The organism is Sinorhizobium sp. KGO-5, assembly GCF_036245905.1.
In the GTDB taxonomy this organism is placed as follows: Bacteria; Pseudomonadota; Alphaproteobacteria; order Rhizobiales; family Rhizobiaceae; genus Sinorhizobium; species Sinorhizobium meliloti_A.
This window is the reverse complement of sequence record NZ_BDIZ01000005.1, coordinates 374,017-396,540: the sequence shown is the minus strand read 5'-3', so window position 1 is coordinate 396,540 and position 22,524 is coordinate 374,017. Positions and strand designations below refer to the sequence as shown.

At 61.5% G+C, this 22,524-nt stretch carries 17 protein-coding genes; 15 read left to right on the top strand and 2 right to left on the bottom strand.

The window, feature by feature from the left end; all coding sequences use genetic code 11:
* Positions 1 to 696: 696 nt before the first annotated feature.
* The 4 genes from BHD07_RS22485 (at position 697) to exoR (ending at position 7,473) form a co-directional block, all read left to right on the top strand.
* The gene (locus BHD07_RS22485; protein WP_338283138.1) at positions 697 to 1,437 is read left to right on the top strand and encodes a PopZ family protein; all 741 of its coding nucleotides are present in this window, start codon (positions 697 to 699) and stop codon (positions 1,435 to 1,437) included.
* 255 nt (positions 1,438 to 1,692) lie between these two features.
* A complete protein-coding gene (locus BHD07_RS22480; protein ID WP_338283137.1) occupies positions 1,693 to 4,536 on the top strand; it encodes a valine--tRNA ligase in 2,844 nt (947 codons plus the stop codon).
* Positions 4,537 to 5,005: 469 nt separating this feature from the next.
* Positions 5,006 to 6,295 (top strand): OmpP1/FadL family transporter, encoded by a 1,290-nt coding sequence (locus BHD07_RS22475; RefSeq protein WP_338283136.1) that lies wholly within the window; start codon positions 5,006 to 5,008, stop codon positions 6,293 to 6,295.
* 371 nt (positions 6,296 to 6,666) lie between these two features.
* Positions 6,667 to 7,473, top strand: coding sequence for a two-component system ChvIG regulator ExoR (gene exoR, locus BHD07_RS22470; protein WP_003534542.1), 807 nt, complete (start codon positions 6,667 to 6,669; stop codon positions 7,471 to 7,473).
* Positions 7,474 to 7,532: 59 nt separating this feature from the next.
* Here exoR and xth read toward each other — a convergent pair whose 3' ends face one another.
* The gene (gene xth, locus BHD07_RS22465; protein ID WP_100674038.1) at positions 7,533 to 8,324 is read right to left on the bottom strand and encodes an exodeoxyribonuclease III; all 792 of its coding nucleotides are present in this window, start codon (positions 8,322 to 8,324) and stop codon (positions 7,533 to 7,535) included.
* A 208-nt stretch (positions 8,325 to 8,532) separates the two neighbouring features.
* On the opposite strand from xth, the gene BHD07_RS22460 reads away from it, so the two are divergent.
* On the top strand, positions 8,533 to 9,996 hold the full coding sequence (locus tag BHD07_RS22460; protein WP_100674037.1) for a phospholipase D-like domain-containing protein: 1,464 nt from the start codon (positions 8,533 to 8,535) through the stop codon (positions 9,994 to 9,996).
* A gap of 84 nt (positions 9,997 to 10,080) precedes the next feature.
* Here the strand turns inward: BHD07_RS22460 and erpA are convergent, their stop codons facing one another.
* Complete coding sequence (gene erpA / locus BHD07_RS22455) at positions 10,081 to 10,410, bottom strand: iron-sulfur cluster insertion protein ErpA (RefSeq protein WP_018097738.1); 330 nt, start codon at positions 10,408 to 10,410, stop codon at positions 10,081 to 10,083.
* Positions 10,411 to 10,626: 216 nt separating this feature from the next.
* Between erpA and BHD07_RS22450 the strand changes: the two genes are divergently transcribed.
* From BHD07_RS22450 to tatC, 10 genes are all read left to right on the top strand, one after another.
* The gene (locus BHD07_RS22450) at positions 10,627 to 11,844 is read left to right on the top strand and encodes a deoxyguanosinetriphosphate triphosphohydrolase (protein WP_100674036.1); all 1,218 of its coding nucleotides are present in this window, start codon (positions 10,627 to 10,629) and stop codon (positions 11,842 to 11,844) included.
* A 97-nt stretch (positions 11,845 to 11,941) separates the two neighbouring features.
* Positions 11,942 to 13,699 (top strand): arginine--tRNA ligase, encoded by a 1,758-nt coding sequence (gene argS, locus BHD07_RS22445; protein ID WP_100674035.1) that lies wholly within the window; start codon positions 11,942 to 11,944, stop codon positions 13,697 to 13,699.
* Between the two features lie 63 nt (positions 13,700 to 13,762).
* Positions 13,763 to 16,618 (top strand): SPOR domain-containing protein, encoded by a 2,856-nt coding sequence (locus tag BHD07_RS22440; protein WP_338283132.1) that lies wholly within the window; start codon positions 13,763 to 13,765, stop codon positions 16,616 to 16,618.
* Positions 16,619 to 16,726: 108 nt separating this feature from the next.
* Positions 16,727 to 17,761: a beta-N-acetylhexosaminidase gene (gene nagZ / locus BHD07_RS22435; RefSeq protein WP_338283131.1), complete on the top strand. Its 1,035-nt coding sequence runs from the start codon at positions 16,727 to 16,729 to the stop codon at positions 17,759 to 17,761.
* A gap of 72 nt (positions 17,762 to 17,833) precedes the next feature.
* Positions 17,834 to 18,673, top strand: coding sequence for a segregation and condensation protein A (locus tag BHD07_RS22430; RefSeq protein WP_164867107.1), 840 nt, complete (start codon positions 17,834 to 17,836; stop codon positions 18,671 to 18,673).
* Complete coding sequence (gene scpB, locus BHD07_RS22425; protein WP_018097732.1) at positions 18,666 to 19,385, top strand: SMC-Scp complex subunit ScpB; 720 nt, start codon at positions 18,666 to 18,668, stop codon at positions 19,383 to 19,385. Before BHD07_RS22430 ends, scpB begins: the two co-directional genes overlap by 8 nt.
* A 63-nt stretch (positions 19,386 to 19,448) precedes the next feature.
* The gene (locus tag BHD07_RS22420; RefSeq protein WP_338283128.1) at positions 19,449 to 20,558 is read left to right on the top strand and encodes an ABC transporter ATP-binding protein; all 1,110 of its coding nucleotides are present in this window, start codon (positions 19,449 to 19,451) and stop codon (positions 20,556 to 20,558) included.
* A gap of 94 nt (positions 20,559 to 20,652) precedes the next feature.
* Positions 20,653 to 20,859, top strand: coding sequence for a twin-arginine translocase TatA/TatE family subunit (locus BHD07_RS22415; protein ID WP_003534564.1), 207 nt, complete (start codon positions 20,653 to 20,655; stop codon positions 20,857 to 20,859).
* Positions 20,860 to 20,932: 73 nt separating this feature from the next.
* Positions 20,933 to 21,553: a Sec-independent protein translocase protein TatB gene (gene tatB / locus BHD07_RS22410; protein ID WP_338283125.1), complete on the top strand. Its 621-nt coding sequence runs from the start codon at positions 20,933 to 20,935 to the stop codon at positions 21,551 to 21,553.
* Entirely contained in the window at positions 21,550 to 22,392 is an 843-nt protein-coding gene (tatC, locus tag BHD07_RS22405; protein WP_018097729.1) for a twin-arginine translocase subunit TatC, read from the top strand. The genes tatB and tatC overlap by 4 nt, the downstream gene beginning before the upstream one ends.
* Positions 22,393 to 22,524 lie beyond the last annotated feature (132 nt).

Sequence of the window (22,524 nt, the reverse complement as noted above, 5' to 3'; positions counted from 1 at the left end):
GGAAACCATCTTGGCCAGTGGCCCTGTGCGGCCACACCGAAAGGCCGAACATATGGAAGCAAGCGATCCGATCAAAAAATCTGCAAAAAACACTTGCAAGGGGGAGCCGTCCACATAAGGGATGAGGATAGAGAGGTGCGACCCTCGGCGCGTTTCATTGCGTCACAGGTTGAACATTCCCTCGCATATTCCCAAGCGCAAGTTGTAGGAACCGCACATCCCGGTCCCTCATTCCTGTGCTTGTCACAGGAATCCAGCCAGCCCAAGTCCTTGGGCTGAAAGAACTCTTCCCGCGCCGCAGACGCGGCGCTGCTGGATCCCTGTGACGAGCACAGAGATGCGGGGAAGAGGGTGCGGTCCTTCGGCGCGCTTCATAAACCGTGAAGATATCGAGGCGGCGCGGAAGGTCGCCGGTCACGCCCGTGGACAGCGTCCCGTCCCGCCTCGCACATCCCCGTCCCCATTCCTGTGACAAGCACAGGAATGGGGAAATCAAACAAGCGGCGGCGGGTGGCCCGAATCTCAACGGGCTTTCGAGCGCAAGTGCCATTGCCCCTGCCGAAAAAAACAAATCTGTGCAAGAATTTACCGAGCTGATTCGCGGCGTTTGTTTCGTCGGCGAACTCACTTAAGGTTTGTTCGAATCGGCACACGGAGCGGCTTTTCCGTGTTCGTCCGCAGCAAACGGGGATTGAAATGGCGCAGCTCAACGTCGCACGTGAACCTTCGATGGATGAGATTCTGGCATCCATTCGCAAGATCATCGAGAGTAACGAGCCTGGTCCGGCCGGAACCTCCGCGCAGCAGAGCTTCGAGGACGGCGCCCGCGACGATGTCGAACTGTCGATGGATCCGGAGATCGAAGCGGATGCGTTCGGATCCGCCGACGACCAATTCTCCTCGGTCAGGACGTCACCATCGGCGGTCGATAACCGTACCGACGCGCCGGTACCGTCGTCTGCGCCGCTTTCGCTTGCCGATGTCGCGGCAAGGGTGAGGGCCGCTTCGGAGCGCCAGGCGGTGCATACGGTTCCGAGAGATCAAGCAAGAGGCGAGGAGGCGCGGTCGCCAGCGGATAGTCCGGCGATGATGTCCCGCATCGCTGCGTTTCCCTCTTCGGCCATCCCGGCGAGTGCGGCAGCGGACGCCGGGTCGGCTCCCGTGGCCGGGGATGTGTCGGCGGCCTCGGACGAGGCAACGGAGCCGGAAGGCACGCCTGGAACGATCGTTTCCCCGGCTGTCAGCCGTCAGGTTGCGCGCGCTTTCGACGAATTGGCACATGCCGTCGAGAACGGACCCCGGCGTTCCTTCGACGAGATCGCCGAAGCGATGCTGCGTCCGATGTTGCAGGAATGGCTGGACGACAACTTGCCGACGTTGGTCGAAAGACTGGTGCGCGAGGAAATCGAACGCGTGGCACGTGGGCCCCGGCGCTGACGTAAACGGTAGAGGTGCCTGACTTGCGTCTGCCGCCCGTGGGCGATTTCAGGAAACTCGCCGAGCTCTTTTCCCCAGTAGCGCATTCGAACCTGCGCACGTCCGGACAGAAAAGCGTTACACACTTTTCCCGGAAGTAATCTAAGATGGAAGCCGCATGCATGATGGCTGCGGCTTTTTCCCCGTTCAGGTTGACTTGCCCCGGGCCTTCCGGTTTACAAACGCTGACATCAATCTCCAGAAATCGGCCAAAGAATGCTTGATAAAACCTACGATTCCGCAGCGGTAGAACCGAAGATCGCCAAGGCCTGGGACGAAGCGGATGCCTTTCGCGCCGGTGTCAACGCGAAGCCGGACGCGGAGACCTTCACGATCGTGATCCCCCCGCCGAACGTGACGGGATCGCTCCATATGGGCCATGCGCTCAACAATACGCTGCAGGACATCATGGTCCGCTTCGAGCGCATGCGCGGCAAGGATGTGCTCTGGCAGCCGGGTATGGACCATGCGGGTATCGCGACCCAGATGGTCGTCGAGCGCCAGCTCATGGAACGTCAGCTTCCGAACCGCCGCGATATGGGCCGCGAGGCCTTTATAGAGAAGGTCTGGGAGTGGAAAGCCGAATCCGGGGGCCTGATTTTCAATCAATTGAAGCGGCTCGGCGCCTCGTGCGACTGGTCGCGCGAGCGCTTCACGATGGACGAGGGGCTGTCCGAGGCGGTCATCGAGGTCTTCGTCAGCCTTTACAAGGAAGGCCTCATCTATCGCGACACCCGTCTGGTCAACTGGGACCCGAAGCTGCAAACCGCGATCTCCGACATCGAGGTCGAGCCGGTCGAGGTCAACGGCCATCTCTGGCATCTGCGCTACCCGCTCGAAGAGGGCGTGACCTATCAGCATCCCGTCGCCTTCGATGAGGAAGGCAATGCGACGGAATGGGAGGCGCGCGACTATCTCGTCGTCGCGACGACGCGTCCGGAAACCATGCTCGGCGACACCGGCGTTGCCGTGCACCCCGATGACGCCCGTTACAAGGGTATCGTGGGCAAGCACGTCATTCTGCCGATCGTCGGCCGCCGCATTCCGATCGTGGCCGACGAGTACCCGGATCCGACGACCGGCACCGGCGCGGTGAAGATGACGCCTGCGCACGACTTCAACGATTTCGACGTCGGAAAACGCAGGGGACTGCGGCAGGTCAACGTTCTCACGGCAGACGGCCGGATAACGATCAAGAACAACGAGGATTTCCTCGAGGGGCTCGACCACCCGGCGGCGCTGCACGGCGCCTGGGATCAACTGGAGGGCAAGGATCGCTTCGAAGCGCGCAAGCTTATCGTCGAGATGCTCGAAGAGGCCGGGCTCGTCGATCACATCGCGCCCCACAAGCACATGGTGCCCCATGGCGACCGCGGCGGCGTGCCGATCGAGCCGCGCCTGACCGAGCAATGGTATGTCGACGCCAAGACCTTGGCGAAGCCGGCGATTGCGGCGGTCAAGGAAGGCAGGACGAATTTCGTCCCGAAGAACTGGGAAAAGACCTATTTCGAATGGATGGAGAACATCCAACCCTGGTGCATTTCGCGCCAGCTCTGGTGGGGCCACCAGATCCCCGCCTGGTACGGTCCCGATGGGCAGATCTTCGTTGAACGAAACGAGGAGGAAGCGCTGCACGCGGCGATTCAGCATTACATCGCCCATGAAGGACCGATGAAGGCCTATGTCGAAGACCTGCTCGAAAACTTCAAGCCGGGTGAGATACTGACGCGCGACGAGGATGTCCTCGACACCTGGTTCTCCTCGGCGCTCTGGCCCTTCTCGACGCTCGGTTGGCCGAAGGAGACGCCGGAGCTCGACAAATATTATCAGACCGATGTGCTGGTAACCGGTTTCGACATCATCTTCTTCTGGGTCGCCCGGATGATGATGATGGGCCTTCATTTCATGAAGGATGCGGACGGCACACCCGTCGAGCCTTTCCACACGGTGTATGTTCATGCGCTCGTTCGTGACAAGAACGGGCAGAAGATGTCGAAGTCCAAGGGCAACGTCATCGACCCGCTGGAGCTCATAGACGAATACGGCGCCGACGCACTGCGCTTCACGCTGGCGATCATGGCGGCTCAGGGGCGCGACGTGAAGCTCGACCCGGCCCGGATAGCAGGCTACCGCAACTTCGGAACCAAGCTGTGGAATGCGACCCGCTTTGCCGAGATGAACGGGGCAGTAAGCAGCGACGGCTTTATTCCCGAGGCAGCGTCGCTGACGATCAACCGCTGGATCCTGACGGAATTGTCGCGCACCATCCGCGACGTGAGCGAGGCGATCGAAGATTACCGCTTCAACGAGGCGGCGGGAACCCTTTACCGCTTCGTCTGGAACCAGTTCTGCGACTGGTATCTCGAACTCCTGAAGCCTGTCTTCAATGGCGATGATGAAGCGGCCAAGCGCGAGTCCCAGGCCTGCACGGCCTATGTCCTGGATGAGATCTACAAGCTGCTGCATCCGTTCATGCCCTTTATGACGGAAGAGCTTTGGGAAAAGACGACCGGCCCCGGGCGAGAGCGTACGACGCTCCTTTGCCATGCCGAATGGCCGGCCGCCTTCTATGCGGATGACGCGGCTGCAGACGAAATCAACTGGCTGATCGATCTCGTCTCCGGCATTCGTTCGGTTCGCGCCGAAATGAACGTCCCTCCGGCGGCGATGGCTCCATTGGTCATCGTCGGGGCGAAGGCGCTGACGAGCGAGCGGCTCGACCGGCACGCCTCTGCGATCAAGCGTCTGGCGAGAGTGGAGAACATCGAGCACGCGTCAGTGGCGCCCCGCGGCAGCGCTCAGATCGTGGTCGGCGAAGCGACGGCTTGCCTTCCGCTCGGCAGTCTCATCGATCTCGCGGCCGAAAAATTGCGTCTGGAAAAGGCCATCGCAAAGGTCGACGTCGAGCGGCAACGGATCCTCGGCAAGCTCGCCAACGAAAAATTTGTCGCCAATGCCAAGCCTGAACTGGTCGAGGCCGAGCGCGAGCGGCTGGTCGAACTCGACCTGCAAAGAGACTCGCTCGGCGTTGCTTTGTCCCGCGTTACGGAAGCCGGTTAGCTTTTTATCTGCGAGACAAACTCGAAGGCAGACACGGTCCGCGGCGGCAATGCCGCGGATTTTCCAATTTCTCACCCCATGCGGCGAATCGGCTGCCTGGTCTGGCTCGGCGGCAACGCAGGTGGGGGCGATCGACAATGCACGCATGGGTTTTAGCTGCCGGCGTTTCAATGGTACCTCGCAAGGGTGTCGTGTAAAAAGCCATGATGTTGTTCCAGCGTCACACACTGCGATTTGGTAGTATTTAATTCCATTTGTTGATCGAAATCGCGGACATTCTGGAAATCAAATTCTATCGGCGGTCGAATTGTGGCGAGAAGTGGGAATTCTTACGTAAATCCGATGACTGATCCCGACCGGTCGGCTCCGGGGCTTCCAGTTTGCCATTTCACGCAATCGTGAGGATACTTCCCTCAAGCGCGGCCCCGAGGCGGATGGCCGCAGAATTGGAATGCAGGGGAGGAGCTTGATGGCTCGAATTGGATTGAAGCAGGGTATTCTGGCTGCGGTGGCCGGAGTGCTCGTGGCCTCGGCTGCGCAGGCGGGAGGGCTCGAGCGCAGCGGCTATAATATCGATCTCTTGTTCGACCCGTCGGACTATGCGGCCGAAGCGACGGCGACCTACGTCAATCCGCAGCGTAAGCTGAAGAACGTCGAGGACACCGATACCGCCAATACGGACATTCTCGGAGGGACATTCGGTGGCGGAAACCTGAATTATCGTCCAAGCACCGCGGACGACACTGAGAGCTATTGGGCGCCCCGCATCGGCGTTAAGGCTGCTTTGGGTGACAGTATTGACTGTATGGCGGACTACTCGCAGCCTTGGGGCGCCCACACCAACCCCGGCAAAAACTGGGCCGGTGCCAACAACAACATCGAGACGAAGGTGGAGAGCGACAACTATGCGGCCACCTGTTCCTACAAGTGGGAAATGGGACCTGGCTATTTCCGGGTTATTGGCGGTGGATTCTATCAGGAAGTGGGCGGCTTTAAAGAGCGACTCGTGCAGGATTACACCTTCGCGCCGTTTCCGCTTTCGACCTTTTCTGGCGTCGGTCGTCTCGAGCTGGAAGACAGCGGATGGGGCTGGCGCACCGGCGTTGCATACGAAATTCCTGAATATGCTATGCGGGCGAGCTTGGTGTACAACAGTGCTGTAGATCTGGATGATCTTTCAGGCTTCATCGATCTGCGTCAGCTTGCGTTTCCGAACCCTTTCCCGGTCGGTCCTCCGTTGATCACCGGCACCAAATATGACGTTCGGGGTTCGGCCTCGATGCCGGATTCGCTTGAACTCAAGGTTCAATCCGGCATTGCCCCCGGCTGGTTGGCGTTTGGCTCCATCAAATGGACCGATTGGAGTCAGTTGCAGGTTGTAACATTCTGCCCTGCGACGATATCGCCTACTACGCCGTGCACCAGCCTCGATCTCCTTTACCGGGACGGCTGGACCGTCACCGGGGGCATCGGCCACAAGTTCAACGATCAATGGAGCGGTGCAGTCAGCCTCACCTGGGATCGTGGAACAAGCCAAGGCTATGGGGCTCAGACCGATACCTGGACGCTCGGCACAGGCGTTTCCTATACGCCGACCGAGAATGTAGAAATCCGTCTTGCCGGCGTCGTCGGTATCCTGACCAGCGGCAGTTCCGGTCCGGTTGATTTCGAAGGGGAGACGATCGGCGGCGATGTCTCCTACGACTTCGACAATGACTTCGTCGGTGCGATCTCGACATCGCTGAAGGTCAGGTTCTGATCTCCTAAAATCCACTGCTCGAGGCCCGGTCTCCGCCGGGCCTTTTTTATGTCTGGTAACCACGCTTATAAGCGGTTGTGAATGTGACGATTCAGCAACACATTTCCTGCTACGGTTTGCTACTATCCGGGCCGGGTCGATTATGTCCATTTCCCGCCACAAAATGAGAGCAGCGATATAGGGACGAAGGCTAGTCGAGTTCCATGCCCGCGTTGAGGTGAAGTGAGTTTTTGTGCCGTCATGACATCCCGTAGCAATTGGCCTCAGGCGCGCAGCCGGAGCACCGGTGGGCGCAGGAGCCAGCATGTGCAGCATCTTCGCGACGGTGATGGGGTCGGCGAGGCCGGCTCGAACGAAAGAAACTGATTGTTATGCGCGCGGGTGAATTGAAGTCGCTTAGGGTTGCGGTGCTTGGCATGTCGCTGGCGGTTGGCGCAACCGCGGCCGGGCCGGCACGGGCTTTCGATCCCGGAGCCGGCGTGACCAAGGAGTCGGGCCCCTTCGCGCTCTTCAAGTTCGGTTTTTCCGCCTATAAGAGCGGCCGGAAAGACGAAGCGGTCGAGGCCTATCGATATGCTGCGGAAAAGGGGCACACGGGCTCTCGCTGGGCGCTCGCCAATATGTATGCCTATGGCGATGGCGTCGCTGAGAACGATCTCGAAGCATTCAAGATCTACAGCGAAATCGCACAACAGGGTGTCGAGCCCGGCTCGGAAGATACCGGCTACTTCGTCAATGCATTGATTTCGCTTGCCGGCTACTACCGGCGCGGCATTCCCGACACCCCGGTAAGGTCCGACCTGTCGCAGGCCAGGCAGTTGTATTTCCAGGCGGCCTCCACCTTCGGCGTGGCGGAAGCGCAATTCCAGCTCGCGCGCATGTTGCTTTCGGGCGAGGGCGGAAGCGTCAATGTCCAGCAGGCCAAGAAATGGCTCAACCGGGCGCGCAAGAATGGTCATGCCGGCGCCATGGGCGTTTTCGGAAACGTCATTTTCCAGGAAGGTCAGACCGCTCGCGGTCTCGCATACATGACGGCGGCGCTCGGCCAATGTTCTCCCAAGGACCGGCCCTGGCTCCAGGCGATGCAGGAGCAGGCGTTCTCGCTCGCCACCGAAGACGATCGCCGGGTGGCGATAACCATGTCCCAGAACATGCATCTGCAGAACGACGACGATTGAGGTCCTGTGCGGCCCGACCCGAGGATGGCTGACCGCAGGGAAGGGAAGGTCGACTCGCCTCAGGTCGTCTCGAACGCGAATTCAGCCGTTACGGGCACATGGTCGGACGGCTTTTCCCAGGCACGGACGTGCTTTTCGATAGAGGTCGACACGAGCTTGTCGGCCGCCTCGGGCGACAGCATCAGATGATCGATGCGGATGCCGAAATTCTTCTGCCAGCAGCCGGCCTGATAATCCCAGAACGAATAGAGCGGCGCCTCGTCGGAGGTCGCGCGCACCGCGTCTGTGAAGCCGAGGTTGCGCAGCCGCCGAAAGGCGGCACGTGTCTCTGGCAGGTAGAGAGCGTCGTTCCGCCAGACCTTGACGTCCCAGCAGTCATGCGCCTCCGGGATAACGTTGTAATCGCCGGCCAGGATGAGCGGTTCCTCCAGCATGAGCCTCTGTTCCGCGAAGGCGGCCAGACGACGCATCCATGCGAGCTTATAGGGGTATTTTTCCGTCTCTACCGGATTTCCGTTCGGCAGATAGAGGCAGCAGACCCGAAGCGCTCCGCCATTGACGGAGAATACGCCTTCGATGAAACGCGACTGTTCGTCGGCAGGGTCTCCCGGCAATCCGCGATTGATCTCGTCCGGTCTTGTCTTGGAGAGCAGGGCAACGCCATTGAAGCCTTTCTGTCCATGCGTCTCCACATGGTAGCCGAGCGCCTCGATCTCGCTTCTCGGAAATGTCTCGTCGACGGATTTGATCTCCTGCAGACAGGCGATGTCGGGGTTCGACTCCCTAAGCCAGCCGACGAGGCCGTCGAGACGCGCTTTGACGCCGTTGATGTTCCATGTGGCAATCTTCATTGGGCAGCCTTGCCTCTCACGACATTTGAGTCCGTTCGGTCGATTGGTTCTAGCGGCTGGAAATTCTTTTGACAAATCCGGGATCCGCCATTTGGGTTCTGGATCGGGCGGCCGCCGGTCCGGCGCATCTTCCGCTTCTTCCCCACGTTAGGGTTCACCCTTAAGTAGCCGAATTGATTCCGTTCCGCGTCCGTCTATAGTCCCGCGCATGATCGCGTTCATAGAGAGTTACTGGCCGCATTTTCTGGCGCTGCTTTCGGTCGTCCTCGGCGTCCCGGCAATCATCCATGCGGCAATGACGAAGGACGATGTGCGTGCGGCTGCCGGCTGGGTCGGGGTTGTGCTGCTCTCACCGGTCATCGGTGCGGTCATCTACGCGGTCGCCGGCATCAATCGGATGCGCCGCTCGTCTATCGGCCTGCAGCGCTCGCTGCTGCGCTCGACCGAGCGGGACCCGTTCGGGCGCTTCGATGTCACGCATGATCAGGTGGTGGCCCGTTTCGGACAGCGTTTCGCGGCAATGAAGATGCTTGGAGACCGCGTTGCGCGCTTCACGATGTCGGCGGGAAACCACATCACCATGCTCGAGGGCGGCGACGCGGTCTATGCGGCGATGCTCGACGAGATCTCGTCCGCCCGTCGCAGCATTCTCATCGAGAGCTATATTTTCGACCGCGATCCCATCGGCATGCGTTTCGCCAATGCCCTGATCGCCGCAGTGAAACGCGGCGTCGCCGTGCGCGTCCTGATCGACGCCGTGGGTGCGCGCTATTCCGTGCCGTCCATTGTGGGCTATCTGAAGGAAGGAGGCGTGCCGACCGCCGTCTTCAACGGCAATATCATCATGGGCCTGCGGCTGCCCTATGCCAATCTCAGGACACACCGCAAGATCATGATTGTCGACGGTACGGTCGCTTTCGCCGGCGGCATGAACATCCGTGCGGGCTTTTCCGCTGAAATCGCAGGAAAGGCTGCTTCTTTCGATACGCATTTCCGCGTTACGGGACCCGTTGTCGCCGATATCTTTCAGGTTGCTGCGGAAGATTGGCAGTTCTCGAGCGAGGAGGTACTGACAGGCGACGGCTGGCGGCTCGCCGACCTTCCCGCGGAGCCGGACGTGCGATCGGTGCTGATGCGGGCCGTTCCCTCAGGTCCTGACAACACCAACGAGACGAATCACAAGATGCTTATGGGCGCCTTTTCGATGGCGCGAAAACATATCCGGTTGATGTCGCCCTATTTCCTGCCCGACAAGGAATTGATCAGCGCGCTCGTGACGGCGGCGAGGAAGGGTGTCGAGGTCGACATCATCGTGCCCTCCGTCAACAATTTGACACTCGTCGACCGCGCGATGACGGCACAGTTCGACCAGGTGCTGAAAGGTCACTGCCGCGTCTGGCGGGCAAAGGGCGCCTTCAATCATTCCAAGCTGATGGTCATCGACGACCGCTGGGTCTATGTCGGATCGACCAATCTCGATCCTCGCTCCCTGCGCCTCAATTTCGAGTTCGACCTCGAAATACTCGACGAAGCCTTCGCACGCGCAATCGGCGAAAAGGTCTGCGCCATACGCGCGACAGCGGATGAAGTGACCCTTGCGGGGCTCCGCGCGCAGCCGCTCGTAAACCGGCTGGCAAACCGATTGCTCTGGCTCGGATCGCCCTATCTTTAGTGCTGGATGAGGAAAAGCGTGCGCGGTTTTCCGCCCGCATCTCGCTCTAACGTCCTGGAATCGATAACGATGTAGCGCGAGGCGTCAGATCGAAAAGCTCGTTCCGCACCCGCAGCTTGCGACCGCGTTCGGATTGTTGATCTGGAACGACTGTCCGAGAAGATTGTCGACGAAATCGATCTCCGAGCCGCCCATGTAGACCAGCGACAGGCTGTCGATCAGGACCTTGGCGTCGTCCTTTTCGAGGATGAGATCGTCGGCATTTGCCGCGTCCACCAAATCGAACTTGTAGGAGAAGCCCGAGCACCCGCCGCCTTCGACGGAGACGCGCATCGCGCTCTTGTCCTTCTCCGCCTGGAGAATTGCGGCAATGCGTCTGGCCGCCGCATCCGAAAGCGTAACTGTTTCCTGCATCTTATTTGCCTCCTGCCGGGGTCAAGAACCGGAGAGATTCGTCTTCGCTCTGACGCTATAATCGCATGCCGTGACAGGCGATCTTCAGGCTTGCCGCAAGCCGTTGTTCCGCCCCGAGGGGACGGAGTCGCCGGCCAGCGTCGCTTTCCTGTAGCGCTTTCTATAGGTATGAAGACTTGAATGTCCCGTCAATGGGATGACGCGCGCAGGTGTGAAATGACAGTCGACAGGCAGGCCCTTGGTTTCGGTTACGGTGAACACGCAGCTTATGCATCGAACCCCTGGGCTTCCCGCGGCAGACTGTATCCCGAGGCATCGAGCCCCACACGTTCCGATTTCCAACGCGACCGCGACCGCATCGTCCATACCACGGCCTTCCGGCGGCTGAAGCACAAGACGCAGGTCTTCATTGCCGCCGACGGAGACCATTACCGCACGCGGCTCACGCATACGATCGAAGTCGCCCAGATCGCTCGCGCCCTCGCCAGGGCCTTGAAACTGGACGAGGATCTCGCCGAGGGGGTGGCGCTCGTCCATGATTTCGGCCATACGCCGTTCGGGCACACCGGCGAGGACGCTTTGCACGAGGTGCTGGAGCCCTATGGCGGCTTCGATCACAACGCCCAGTCGCTGCGCATCGTCACCAAGCTGGAGCGGCGCTATGCGGAGTTCGACGGCCTCAATCTCACCTGGGAGAGTCTCGAAGGGCTCGTCAAACACAACGGCCCGCTGATGACGGCAGACGGGCAGGGCCTTCGCGGCCCCGTTCCGCAGCCGATTCTCGATTACTGCGCGCTTCACGACCTCGAGCTTGCGAGCTTTGCGAGCCTCGAGGCGCAGGTGGCGGCAATTGCCGACGATATCGCCTATAATACCCACGATATCGACGATGGTCTGCGTGCCGGCTATCTCACTTTCGAAATGCTGGAAGAGATACCGTTTCTCGCCCGGTTGATGCGCGAGGTTCACGACCGCTATCCAGGCCTTGAAAGCAGCCGGTTCACGCATGAGATCATGCGGCGGCAGATCACCGCCATGGTGGAGGACGTCATCGCCGTGGCGCAGAAAAGGCTCGGTGAAGTCCGGCCGGAAAGCGCGAAAGACGTGCGATGCGCGGGCAGGGTAATGGCAACCTTCTCGGATGAGATGGGCGAGACGGACCGCCAGATCAAGAATCTACTCATGACGCGCATCTATCGGCATCCGGAGGTCATGCGGGTACGACAGGGAGCGGCATCGATCGTGACGGACCTCTACCGGGCCTTCATGCACGATCCGTCGCTGATGAAGGAGCATTACTGGATCGACCAAATCGCCGGTATGGCGGTGCCGGCCCGGGCGCGCCACGTCGGCGATTACCTCGCCGGTATGACCGATACTTTCGCGATAAGCGTGCATAGGCGCTTGTTTGACCATACGCCTGATTTGCGCTAGTGACGCCCCCGCGTGGAGGCTGCAGGTTCTCGATGGACCCGGCCTCCTTTGAATTTGCGCCATTCTCCAGTGTGGCTGGAAAAAGCGGACGGATTAGATGAACCTTTTCACAGACTTCGAAGCAAGAATTAACAGAATTCTGGAATCGATTGAGATCATTCGTGAAAAGCGATCCGAGCTGGACTTCGGGCGCATCAATGTAGAGCCGCCGCGCGATGCAAGTCACGGCGATGTGGCGACCAATGCCGCCATGGTGCTCGCCAAGCCCCTTGGCATGAACCCGCGCGCGCTTGCGGAACTGATCGTCGAAAAGCTCGGGCATGATCCGGAGGTTGCCGGCGTTTCGGTTGCCGGTCCCGGTTTCATCAATGTCCGCCTGTCGGTTTCCTATTGGCAGAAGCTTCTGGCAGCCATCACGCGTGCCGGCGTCGATTACGGACGCAGCACGTCCGGCGCCGGACGCAAGATCAACGTGGAGTATGTCTCGGCCAACCCAACGGGGCCGATGCATGTCGGTCATTGCCGCGGCGCGGTCGTCGGTGACGCGCTCGCCAACCTGCTGGCCTTTGCGGGCTATGACGTGACCAAGGAATACTACATCAACGACGCGGGCTCGCAGATCGAGGTGCTCGCCCGCTCGGCATTCCTGCGCTACCGCCAGGCGCTCGGCGAGGATATCGCCGAAATTCCGGCGGGGCTTTACCCAGGCGACTATCTCGTGCCGGTGGGCGAGGCGCTCGCGGACGAGTACGGCACGAGCCTCCGGATCATGCCGGAGGACAAATGGGTGCCGCTCGTCAAGGAGCGTGTCATCGACGCGATGATGGCGATGATCCGCGAGGATCTGGCGGCGCTCAACGTCAACCATGACGTGTTCTTTTCCGAGCGCGCCCTGCACGACAACGGTGCGGCGCGGATCCGCACGGCCATCAACGATTTGACCTTCAAGGGGCACGTCTACAAGGGCACGCTGCCGCCCCCGAAGGGGCAGCTGCCGGAAGACTGGGAAGACAGGGAGCAGACGCTCTTCCGCTCGACCGAGGTCGGCGACGACATCGATCGCCCGCTGATCAAGTCCGATGGCAGCTATACTTATTTCGCGGCCGATGTTGCTTACTTCAAGGACAAGTTCGATCGTGGCTTCCACGAGATGATCTATGTGCTCGGCGCCGACCATGGCGGCTACGTCAAGCGGCTGGAGGCACTGGCGCGTGCGATCTCCGGCGGATCGGCGAAGCTGACGGTGCTGCTCTGCCAGCTCGTGAAGCTCTATCGCAACGGCGAGCCCGTGAAGATGTCCAAGCGTTCGGGCGATTTCGTGACCCTGCGCGACGTCGTCGACGAAGTCGGACGCGATCCCGTGCGGTTCATGATGCTTTACCGCAAGAGCTCCGAGCCGCTCGACTTCGACTTCGCAAAGGTGACGGAACAGTCGAAGGACAACCCGGTCTTCTACGTGCAATACGCTCACGCGCGCTGCCGTTCCGTTTTCCGCCAGGCTGCGGAAGCATTCCCTGATCTTGATCTGTCTTCGGTCGACCTCGCGGGCGCGGCCGGCGCGATTGTCGACCCCACCGAAATGCAGCTCGTCGCCAAGCTTGCAGAATATCCCCGCGTGGTGGAGGCGGCAGCACTCTCGCACGAGCCTCACCGGATCGCTTTTTACCTGTATGATCTTGCCGCGGTCTTCCACGGACACTGGAACAAAGGTAAGGAAAACCCGGAATTACGTTTTGTTAACGATAAGAATAGAGAATTAAGCATTGCCAGACTCGGGCTGGTGCATGCTGTCGCCTCGGTATTGAAGTCAGGCCTGTCGATCACAGGCACTTCTGCACCGGATGAGATGCGGTAAGTCGTGTCACCAATTCCCCACAATGCACTGGCAATTCAACGCAGGCAGTTGTGAGTGGAGAGTATGGCAGACAAACAATTCGCACGAAGCGGGCCGGCAGAATTCGAACCATTGGCCGATGATGATCCGTTGAGCGAACTTGCCCGCATTGTCGGTTACGATGCTCGGCCAGCCGTTCAGCAACTGCAGGAACTTCAGCGCCATCAGGAGGCGATGCGGCGCGAGCCGGCCTTCGATCTCGAGGAGGAGCTCCTCCGCGCGTTCGATAGCTACGATACGCCCCATGCAGCGCCTGTTCGGCCCGATAGCGGCCTTGTCGAACATCCGTCTGCCCCAGTGTCGACCGATGGCGCGCACCCTGTCTTCGACGAACAGGTCGCTCAGAATGCAGTCGTCACCGATGTCGCTCCGGCCCCCGAGGGGGTCGCCGACGCTGCAGCGTCGCCTTCCATCGAGACCCCGGTGGAGCGGACGTCGAACGAGGATTTGACTGCGGTCGCCGTAGCGTCCCATGACGAACCCGCCGTCGACCTGGAGCGCGAGCTCGAATTGTCGCTTGGCTACGATGCGTCGCCGGATGCGACCGACGCCGCCCAGCCGGATGTGGTGCCTGCCGGCGTAAGCGACGTTCCTATCTTCTCCGACTGGCAGGAGCCGCTTTCCGCCAAGCTGGCCGTAGCCGGCAAACTCGCCGAGCAGGCCGGGCTTGCAGAGCCCGTCTATGTCGACATGGCCGGCGATCTCGCCGGTGCGGTCGAGAGCAACGAGCTGGCGGCCATTGCCGTCGCGCCGCCGGAAATGCAGTCGCAACCGTCGGCTTCCACTGACGCCGACCGGCTCCTGACCGATGTCGAACGTTTTCCGGTGCCTGCCGCCGCAGAAGTCGCTGCCCCGGCCGTGGCCGAAACGCAGGATCGGCCCGCTCCGGCGGCCGTGAAGAAGAACAACTATCCTTTTACTCCGACGTTCAGCCGCGCGACTCCGGTCGCGTCGTCAGGCGGCGTCTCGCAGCAGCGGGCTTTTGCCACGCCGACCGCCGAGACGGCTGTCGCAAGCCCGGCTGCCACAGGCGCGGCTGCCACAAGCCCGGGGGTCGTCGTTCAGAGCCTGTCGCCGGAACGAGCGCCCGAGATGCGTGCGGAAGCAGCGCCTCAGGTGCCCGAAAACAGGATGCCGGAAGCGGAAGTCGAGCCGAGCTTCGACATCGAGGACTTCGAACTCGAACTGGCCGACATAGCGCTCGACCTCGATCTTGCGGACAGCCCGGTCGCCGATGCGCCGACGACGATTGTCGCTACGCAGGCCGCCGCAGCGCACCCGGCGCTCGTGGAAACGCCTGCGCAGCCGTACTCGCAGGCTATGGTCGCGCCACGCGAGCCGGAGACATCCGTCCATCAGGCCCCCGTATCGGTTCGGGACATGTCTGTGCCGGTGGAGCCCGAAAAGCCATCCGCCGACGTGGCCTTGCCTTTCGACCCGGCGATGATCGGCGAGACCGAAAGCGGTGTCGCACCGATCGGCGAACTGGACGTTCCACAACTCCCTCCGGTCGAGGCGGAGGAAAAAGCAGCGGCTTATCCGGCCGATTACGATCTGGATATCGACGCCGAGATGGCGCAGCTTTTCAGCGCGCCGGCGCCTGCTGCCAAGAACGGCGCAAACCTCGAACCCGTGGCTGCATCGGCGGAAAAAGCGGATCCTGCATTCGCACCGGCCGATGATTTCGACGAGTTCGAGAAGGCGATGGAGGAAGACTTCCAGCGATCGATGGCGGAGCGCCGGAGCGCAACGCAGGAAGCCGAGCGCATGACGGCGATGCCCCATGCTCAGGCCGAGGAATATCGCGAAGACGGTTATGGCCGGCGGTCCCAGCGCTCGATGTTGCTGGCTGCCAGCGTTGCCGGCATCATCATCGTCGGCGGCGCCGCCGTCTACGCCTGGATGGGCGGCAGCAACGCGGTGCTTTCTGGCGATGGTCCGAAGATAATCCTGGCGGACAAGGCGCCGGTGAAGGTCGTGCCCGAGGAGAAGGGCGGCAAGACTGTGCCGAACCAGGACAAGGCGGTTTACGACCGCGTTGCCGGCGTCTCGGGCAAGGCGCCGCTCCAGCAGAGCCTGGTCTCATCGACGGAGGAGCCGATGGACGTGGTGCAGCGGACGCTGACGCCGGAGACTTTGCCGCTCGAGGGACGTGGAGACGTTGAGACGTTGCCGGGTGCTTCGCCCGCCGACGACGACGAGGTCGCCCGCTTGCTGCCGGGGACCGATGCCGGGAATGCCGCCGATGAAGAGGAAGCGGTTCCCGCCGTTGCACCGCGCAAGGTCCGCACCATGATCGTCAAGCCGGACGGTACGCTTGTCCCCCGTGAGGAACCGGCTCCGCAACAGGAAAGCGCGGCGGCAACAGCCGGCGGTCCGGCGCCGATCCCGGCCCGTGCGTCCGGTGAAGCCGTTGCCGCCGGTTCACAAGCCGAAGCAACGGCTGCCGCGCAGCCGGATCAACTCGCTGCAGCCTCCGAAGGGGCCACGCCCGTTCGAAGCGTAAAGACGACCGCGCTGCCGCAGGCACGCCCGGCCGCTCAGCCGCAGGCCGCTGCTCCCGCCGCGGCCCCCGCAGAAAGCCAGCCTGCAACCGAAACGGCAGCCGCGCCGCTGGCGACGGCTTCGGTTCCCGCCGGCAGCTACGTGATCCAGATTGCCTCTCTGCCTTCGGAGGCCGAGGCGCAGAAGAGCTACAACAATCTCTCCTCCAAGTTCGCGAGCGTGATCGGCGGTCGCGGGGTGGACATCCGCAAGGCGGAGATTGCTGGCAAGGGCACCTATTACCGGGTCAGGATCCCCGTCGGCTCGCGCGAGGAGGCCAATTCGCTTTGCTCTCGCTATAAAAGCGCCGGCGGAAGCTGCCTGGTAACGAAATAAGCCTGAGAAGAGAAAACAAGAAACGGGCGCGGCAGGAATGCCGCGCCCGTTTTCGTTGCGGGATTGCCGCACGTTTATATGGCCAAGTCGGCTACGCTTTAGGGAAACATGCAGTATGCTTTTCGTATGAGCGAATCAAAAGCATTCATATCCGGCTGCAAGGGCCTTACGCTGACGCAGGAAGAACGCGATTTCTTTGCGGGCGAGCGCCCATGGGGTTTCATTCTCTTCGGACGCAATATCGGCGAGGAAGAGCAGATCCGCGACCTGGTGGCGAGCCTGCGTGACAGCATCGGCAACCCCCGGGCTCCGGTATTGATCGATCAGGAGGGCGGTCGCGTTCAGCGCATACGCCCGCCGCTCGTGCAGCAATATCCAAACGGCGCGGCGATCGGCGAAATCTATCGGCGGGACAGGGAACGGGGCCTGCGTGCCGCATGGGTCATGGGGCGTCTGCATGCCTTCGACCTGATGCGCCTCGGCATCACGGTCGATTGCCTGCCGGTACTCGATGTGCCGGTACCCGGCAGCCATGACGTCATCGGCAATCGTGCCTATGGGCATGACCCGGCGACGGTAACCGCGATCGGTCGCGCGATGAGCGAAGGTTTGAAGGCGGGCGGCATGTTGCCGGTGATGAAGCACATGCCCGGTCACGGCCGGACCTTCGTCGACTCGCATCACAACCTGCCGGTCGTCAGCGCCGGTATCGATGAGTTGAAGAGCAGCGATTTTCTGCCCTTCGCGGCCATGAAAGACGAAGCGATGGCCATGTCGGCGCACATGGTCTTCACTGCTATCGACCCGGACAACCCGGCGACGACCTCTGCGAAGGTCGTGAGCGAGATCATCCGGGGCCACATCGGCTTCGACGGCCTGCTGATGTCCGACGACGTTTCCATGAATGCGCTTGCCGGCGACATGACTGCACGTGCCGGCGGAATAATCGCGGCCGGTCTTGATCTCGTCTTGCATTGTCATGGCATTATGGAAGAAATGAAGGCCGTGGCAGATGTCGTTCCGGTTCTCTCCGGCGAGAGGCTCCGCCGGGCGAGGGCTGCCGAGGCCGCTTTCCGGGAACCGGACGACGCAGTCGAAGCTGAACTGCGCGCGGAATTCAACGCAATGTTCGCGCTCGCCTAGGCTCTCGAGCCTGGCGCGCGGGTCCGTTGCTGAAAGGGCAGGGTCGTGAGCAAATCGGACGAAAGGCAGGAAATGCCTTCCGCGAAGGCGCCGATGGAGCCTTTGTGGCAGGACGAGTCTGCCCGTCGCGGATTGCACGAGGACGAGCTCGTCGTCGACATCGCCGGCTTCGAAGGTCCGCTGGACCTCTTGCTGCACCTCGCGCGCAGCCAGCGCGTCGATCTTTCCCGCATCTCGGTGCTGGCGCTGGCGGAACAATATATCGCCTTCGTCGAGCGGGCACGGTCTATCCGTATCGAGCTTGCCGCCGACTATCTCGTCATGGCGGCGTGGCTTGCCTATCTCAAGTCGCGCCTGCTCATCCCCCAGCCGGCAAAGGATGAAGGACCGTCGGGCGAGGAGATGGCCTCGGCGCTTGCATTCCGCCTGAAACGTCTGGAGGCGATGCGCGACGCCGCGACGAAACTCGTGAACAGGAACCGCCTCGGCCGGGACATCTTCGTGCGCGGCGCGCCCGAACACATCGTCACGGAGAGGAAGTCCGATTATGACGCCTCGCTCTACGACCTGCTGACCGCCTATGCGACGCTCAGGCAGCGTCAGGCGATAACCCAGGTGACGATCGAGAAGCGGCATGTCTGGTCGCTCGGCGATGCCCGTTTGATCCTGGCGAGAATGGTCGGCAGCCTTGACGACTGGACCGCGCTCGACCATTTCCTGATCCGCTACATGACGAGCCCGAAGGAGCGCGCGACGGCGATTGCGAGCTCCTTTGCGGCCTCACTCGAAATGGTGCGCGAGGGGCGTTTGGAAATTCGTCAGGAGGGCGCTTTCACGCCGATCTATCTGCGGCGCGGGCCAAATCCGATCGATGCGGCAACCTTGGCGGAGATGGAGGCGGCACGTGGCTGAAGCCCAGAAATTCGTGCCGGGTGACGAGGATTACGAGGAAGAATTCTCTTTCGATCCGAGGCTCGAGCAGGAAGCCGAGCGGATCGCCGAGGCCCTTGTATTTGCCTCCGCCCAACCGGTTTCAGAAACCTATATTGCCGGCCGCCTGCCGCGCGGCGTCGACGTCGCAACCGTTATGGCGCGGCTCAAGAGCCGATATGCCGGCAGCGGCGTCAACCTTGTTCAGGTCGCCGATCATTGGGCCTTCCGCACTGCCGCGGATCTGTCCTTCGTCGTCAATACGGAGGAGCAGGAGGTCCGCAAACTGTCGCGCGCGGCGCTGGAGGTGCTGGCGATCATCGCCTATCACCAGCCGGTGACGCGGGCAGAGATCGAGGATATCCGCGGCGTCCAGACTTCGAAGGGTACCCTCGACGTGCTGATGGAGGCGGGATGGGTGCGGTTCCGCGGCCGCCGACGCACACCCGGACGTCCGGTGACCTTCGGCACGACGAGAGACTTCCTCGATCATTTCGGCCTCGAAGAGATCCGCGACCTTCCAGGCATCGAGGAGTTGAAGGGGGCCGGCCTGCTGTCCGGGCGTGTCCCTTCCAATCTGAATATTCCGGTTCCGATCGGCGACGACGAGTTTGCCGAAAACGAGGATCCCATCACGCAGATGGACCTCGAAGAACTGGGCCTCTTGACACCGAAGGCTGAAGAAGACGATTAAAAATCCTGAGTATGGATATCGGCTTTAGGTTAGAGCCGGATCTTCGGGTCGAGGAATGCAAGCATGGTTTCAGATGCGCGTAGCGGCGCCGTCACGATGACGAGGCGCTCGGGTGTGTCGTTCGCAGCGAACCTGGCATTCGAGAATATCAGCCATCGGTATCATTCCAAGGAAACGATCAAGGGTGTTACGCTCAAGGCCGAGGCCGGCGAAGTGCTCTGCCTGCTCGGACCTTCCGGCTCCGGCAAGACAACGCTGTTGCGCATCGCCGCGGGCATCGAGAAGCAGACGGGCGGGCGTCTGTTGCTGAATGGACAGGAAATATCCGGCCCTTCCATCTTCATTCCGCCGGAGCAACGCGGCGTCGGCCTGATGTTCCAGGACTTCGCCCTTTTCCCGCATATGACCATCCGTGAGAACGTCTGTTTCGGCTTGACCGAATTGCCGAAGAAAAAGGCATTGCTGCAGGCCGATGCCGCGCTGGAGCGGGTCGGCCTTCTGCATTATGCCGAGCGGTATCCGCATGTGCTCTCCGGCGGCGAGCAGCAGCGCGTGGCGCTGGCCCGTGCGCTTGCGCCGCGGCCGGCGGTGCTTTTGATGGACGAGCCTTTTTCCGGCCTCGATTCCCGTCTGAAGGATTCCATCCGCGCCGACACGCTGGCCATACTGCGCGAGACGCGCGCGACCGCCATCGTCGTAACGCACGACGCCGAAGAGGCGATGCGTATGGCGGACCGGATCGCACTGCTGAAAGACGGCCGGCTGGTGCAGGTCGGCACGGCGGACGAGCTCTATCGCCAGCCCTGCGATCTCTTCACTGCCGGCTTCTTCTCGGAAATTAACGTCTTCGATGCGCGCGTGCGGGACGGCCATGTCGAAACGCCGCTGGGGGTTGTGGCAACAGGGCAATATACGGAGGGGCAGCCACTGAGCGTAGCGGTGCGCCTTTCCGGCATCCGGCTCGACGAGACCGGTGGAGAAATTCCGGCACGCATCGTATCCCGGCGCTTCCTGGGCGTCGTGGAGCTTCTGGAACTCGCCGTACCGCAGTCCGAACGTACCGTTCGCGCCCGCATCCGCGCCGATTTGCTGCCGCAAGGATTGCGTGACGTCACGCTTTCCGTTAACGAGCGCGATATATTGGTGTTTGAAAAAGACGCATCAACACCTTAGGGTCCGCCAAGAGGATGGCGTGCCCGGAGGGTGCGCCTGAAAAATGACAACGTGCTGGGCTCTAATTTGTTTAGGGTCTCGAGGGAGTAAGTGGATGGGTTCCTTTAGTATCTGGCATTGGCTGATCGTCCTGGCGGTGGTTCTGCTGCTGTTCGGCCGCGGCAAGATCCCCGAGTTGATGGGCGACGTTGCCAAGGGCATCAAGAACTTCAAGAAGGGCATGGGCGACGACGAGGTTGCTTCGGCCGACAAATCGATCGACGGCAAGACCGTCGACCACAAATCTGACGAAGTCCGCTGACGGTCGGAAGCTGACGGGGCTGGGTGCGACAGGCACCCGGTAGCCCGTATCACGGGTTTTTAGGGCGCGTCGGATGCTTGATATCGGCTGGACCGAGCTTGTTGTTATCGCAATCGTCTTGATCATCGTCGTCGGTCCGAAGGACCTGCCGCCGATGCTGCGCGCGTTTGGACGGATGACGTCAAAGATGCGCGGCATGGCGTCCGATTTTCGGCGGCAGTTCGACGAGGCGCTGCGCGAAGCCGATCTCGACGACGTGCGCAAGACGATCAGCGATGCGCAAAGCCTCAATCCGACCGCGGCATTGCGGGATGCGATGAATCCGCTGCGGCAGCTCGGTAACGAGATCAAGTCCGATCTGCAGAAGGCGACCACGCCCGACAGGCCGCCAGCCCCCACGACGCCCGAACCGCTGGTCGAACCGGTCAATACCGACGCCGCCGGCGAAACCGCGGCAGTAGCCACGGATAAGGTGGCGGCAGCAGCAGTGAGCTCGGCATCGAGACAGATGGACCGTGCCGCCGATGCGCCGAAGGCGAGCGAACCGGAACCTGCCGCCAAGTCCAGAGCGCAGTCGAAGAAGTCGGGCGCTTCCGTCACGAAGAAGTCGCCTGCGCGCAAGGCGCCGGGCGAAGCGCCGGCTGCGAGCAAGTCGAAGACGCGCGCGGCTTCGCGCAAGAAAGGTGACGCATGAGCCGCGATATCGAGGACCGGCCGCAGCCGCTTATCGAGCATCTGATCGAACTGCGCACGCGGTTGATGTGGGCGGTGGGCGCTTTCTTCGTGGCGTTCCTCGTCTGCTTCTATTTTGCCAAGCAGCTGTTCAACCTCCTTGTTCTGCCGTTCAAGTGGGCCGTGAGCTGGGCCGGGCTCAGCCACCGCAACGTCGAGCTCATCTACACGGCGCCGCAGGAGTTCTTCTTCACGCAGATCAAAGTTGCGATGTTCGGTGCGCTGGTGATCGCATTTCCGGTCATCGCCTCGCAGGTGTACAGGTTCGTTGCACCCGGCCTTTACAAGAACGAACGCGCTGCCTTCCTGCCATTCCTGGTCGCTTCGCCACTCCTGTTCCTGCTTGGCGGCGCGCTGGTCTATTTCTTCTTCACGCCGATGGTCATGTGGTTCTTCCTCGCCATGGAACAGGGCGGCGGCGAAGGGCAGGTTGCGATCCAGCTCCTGCCGAAGGTGTCCGAGTATCTCAGCCTCATCATGTCCCTGGTCTTCGCCTTCGGTCTGGTGTTCCAGTTGCCGGTCATCACGACGCTCCTCGCGCGTGTCGGCTTCGTCACCGCCCAGGGCCTCGCCGAGAAGCGCAAATACGCGATCGTGATCGCCTTCGTGGTCGCAGCGGTTCTGACGCCGCCGGATCCGGTTTCCCAGATCGGCCTTGCGCTGCCAGCCATCCTTCTCTACGAAATTTCAATCTACACGGCGCGACTCGTCGAAAGGCGAAGGGCTGCCGAGGCCCTCGAGCGCGAGGCTGCCTCTGAGCAGGAAAGCTCGTCCGAGACGGCTGACCCCGCCAAGGGCTGACCGCGGACGTCTTGTGCCGTTCACGGCGCCCTCGCTCTTCGCACGCGCAAGGGGCGCTGTGGCATTCTGAATCGCTGCAGGATTTCGCCGTAAACGGCTCCGATGTCCTGCAGCAACTAACGCGTGGAACGA

Bases quoted from the DNA above. Each gene is read 5' to 3' on its own strand.
- erpA (WP_018097738.1), bottom strand. From the start codon at position 10,410: ATGCAGGAAACAGTTACGCTTTCGGATGCGGCGGCCAGACGCATTGCC.
- BHD07_RS22485 (WP_338283138.1), top strand. From the start codon at position 697: ATGGCGCAGCTCAACGTCGCACGTGAACCTTCGATGGATGAGATTCTG.
- argS (WP_100674035.1), top strand. From the start codon at position 11,942: ATGAACCTTTTCACAGACTTCGAAGCAAGAATTAACAGAATTCTGGAA.
- BHD07_RS22475 (WP_338283136.1), top strand. From the start codon at position 5,006: ATGGCTCGAATTGGATTGAAGCAGGGTATTCTGGCTGCGGTGGCCGGA.
- BHD07_RS22430 (WP_164867107.1), top strand. From the start codon at position 17,834: ATGCCTTCCGCGAAGGCGCCGATGGAGCCTTTGTGGCAGGACGAGTCT.
- BHD07_RS22440 (WP_338283132.1), top strand. From the start codon at position 13,763: ATGGCAGACAAACAATTCGCACGAAGCGGGCCGGCAGAATTCGAACCA.
- tatC (WP_018097729.1), top strand. From the start codon at position 21,550: ATGAGCCGCGATATCGAGGACCGGCCGCAGCCGCTTATCGAGCATCTG.
- xth (WP_100674038.1), bottom strand. From the start codon at position 8,324: ATGAAGATTGCCACATGGAACATCAACGGCGTCAAAGCGCGTCTCGAC.
- BHD07_RS22415 (WP_003534564.1), top strand. From the start codon at position 20,653: ATGGGTTCCTTTAGTATCTGGCATTGGCTGATCGTCCTGGCGGTGGTT.
- BHD07_RS22460 (WP_100674037.1), top strand. From the start codon at position 8,533: ATGATCGCGTTCATAGAGAGTTACTGGCCGCATTTTCTGGCGCTGCTT.
- exoR (WP_003534542.1), top strand. From the start codon at position 6,667: ATGCGCGCGGGTGAATTGAAGTCGCTTAGGGTTGCGGTGCTTGGCATG.
- tatB (WP_338283125.1), top strand. From the start codon at position 20,933: ATGCTTGATATCGGCTGGACCGAGCTTGTTGTTATCGCAATCGTCTTG.
- BHD07_RS22480 (WP_338283137.1), top strand. From the start codon at position 1,693: ATGCTTGATAAAACCTACGATTCCGCAGCGGTAGAACCGAAGATCGCC.
- nagZ (WP_338283131.1), top strand. From the start codon at position 16,727: ATGCAGTATGCTTTTCGTATGAGCGAATCAAAAGCATTCATATCCGGC.
- BHD07_RS22450 (WP_100674036.1), top strand. From the start codon at position 10,627: ATGACAGTCGACAGGCAGGCCCTTGGTTTCGGTTACGGTGAACACGCA.
- BHD07_RS22420 (WP_338283128.1), top strand. From the start codon at position 19,449: ATGGTTTCAGATGCGCGTAGCGGCGCCGTCACGATGACGAGGCGCTCG.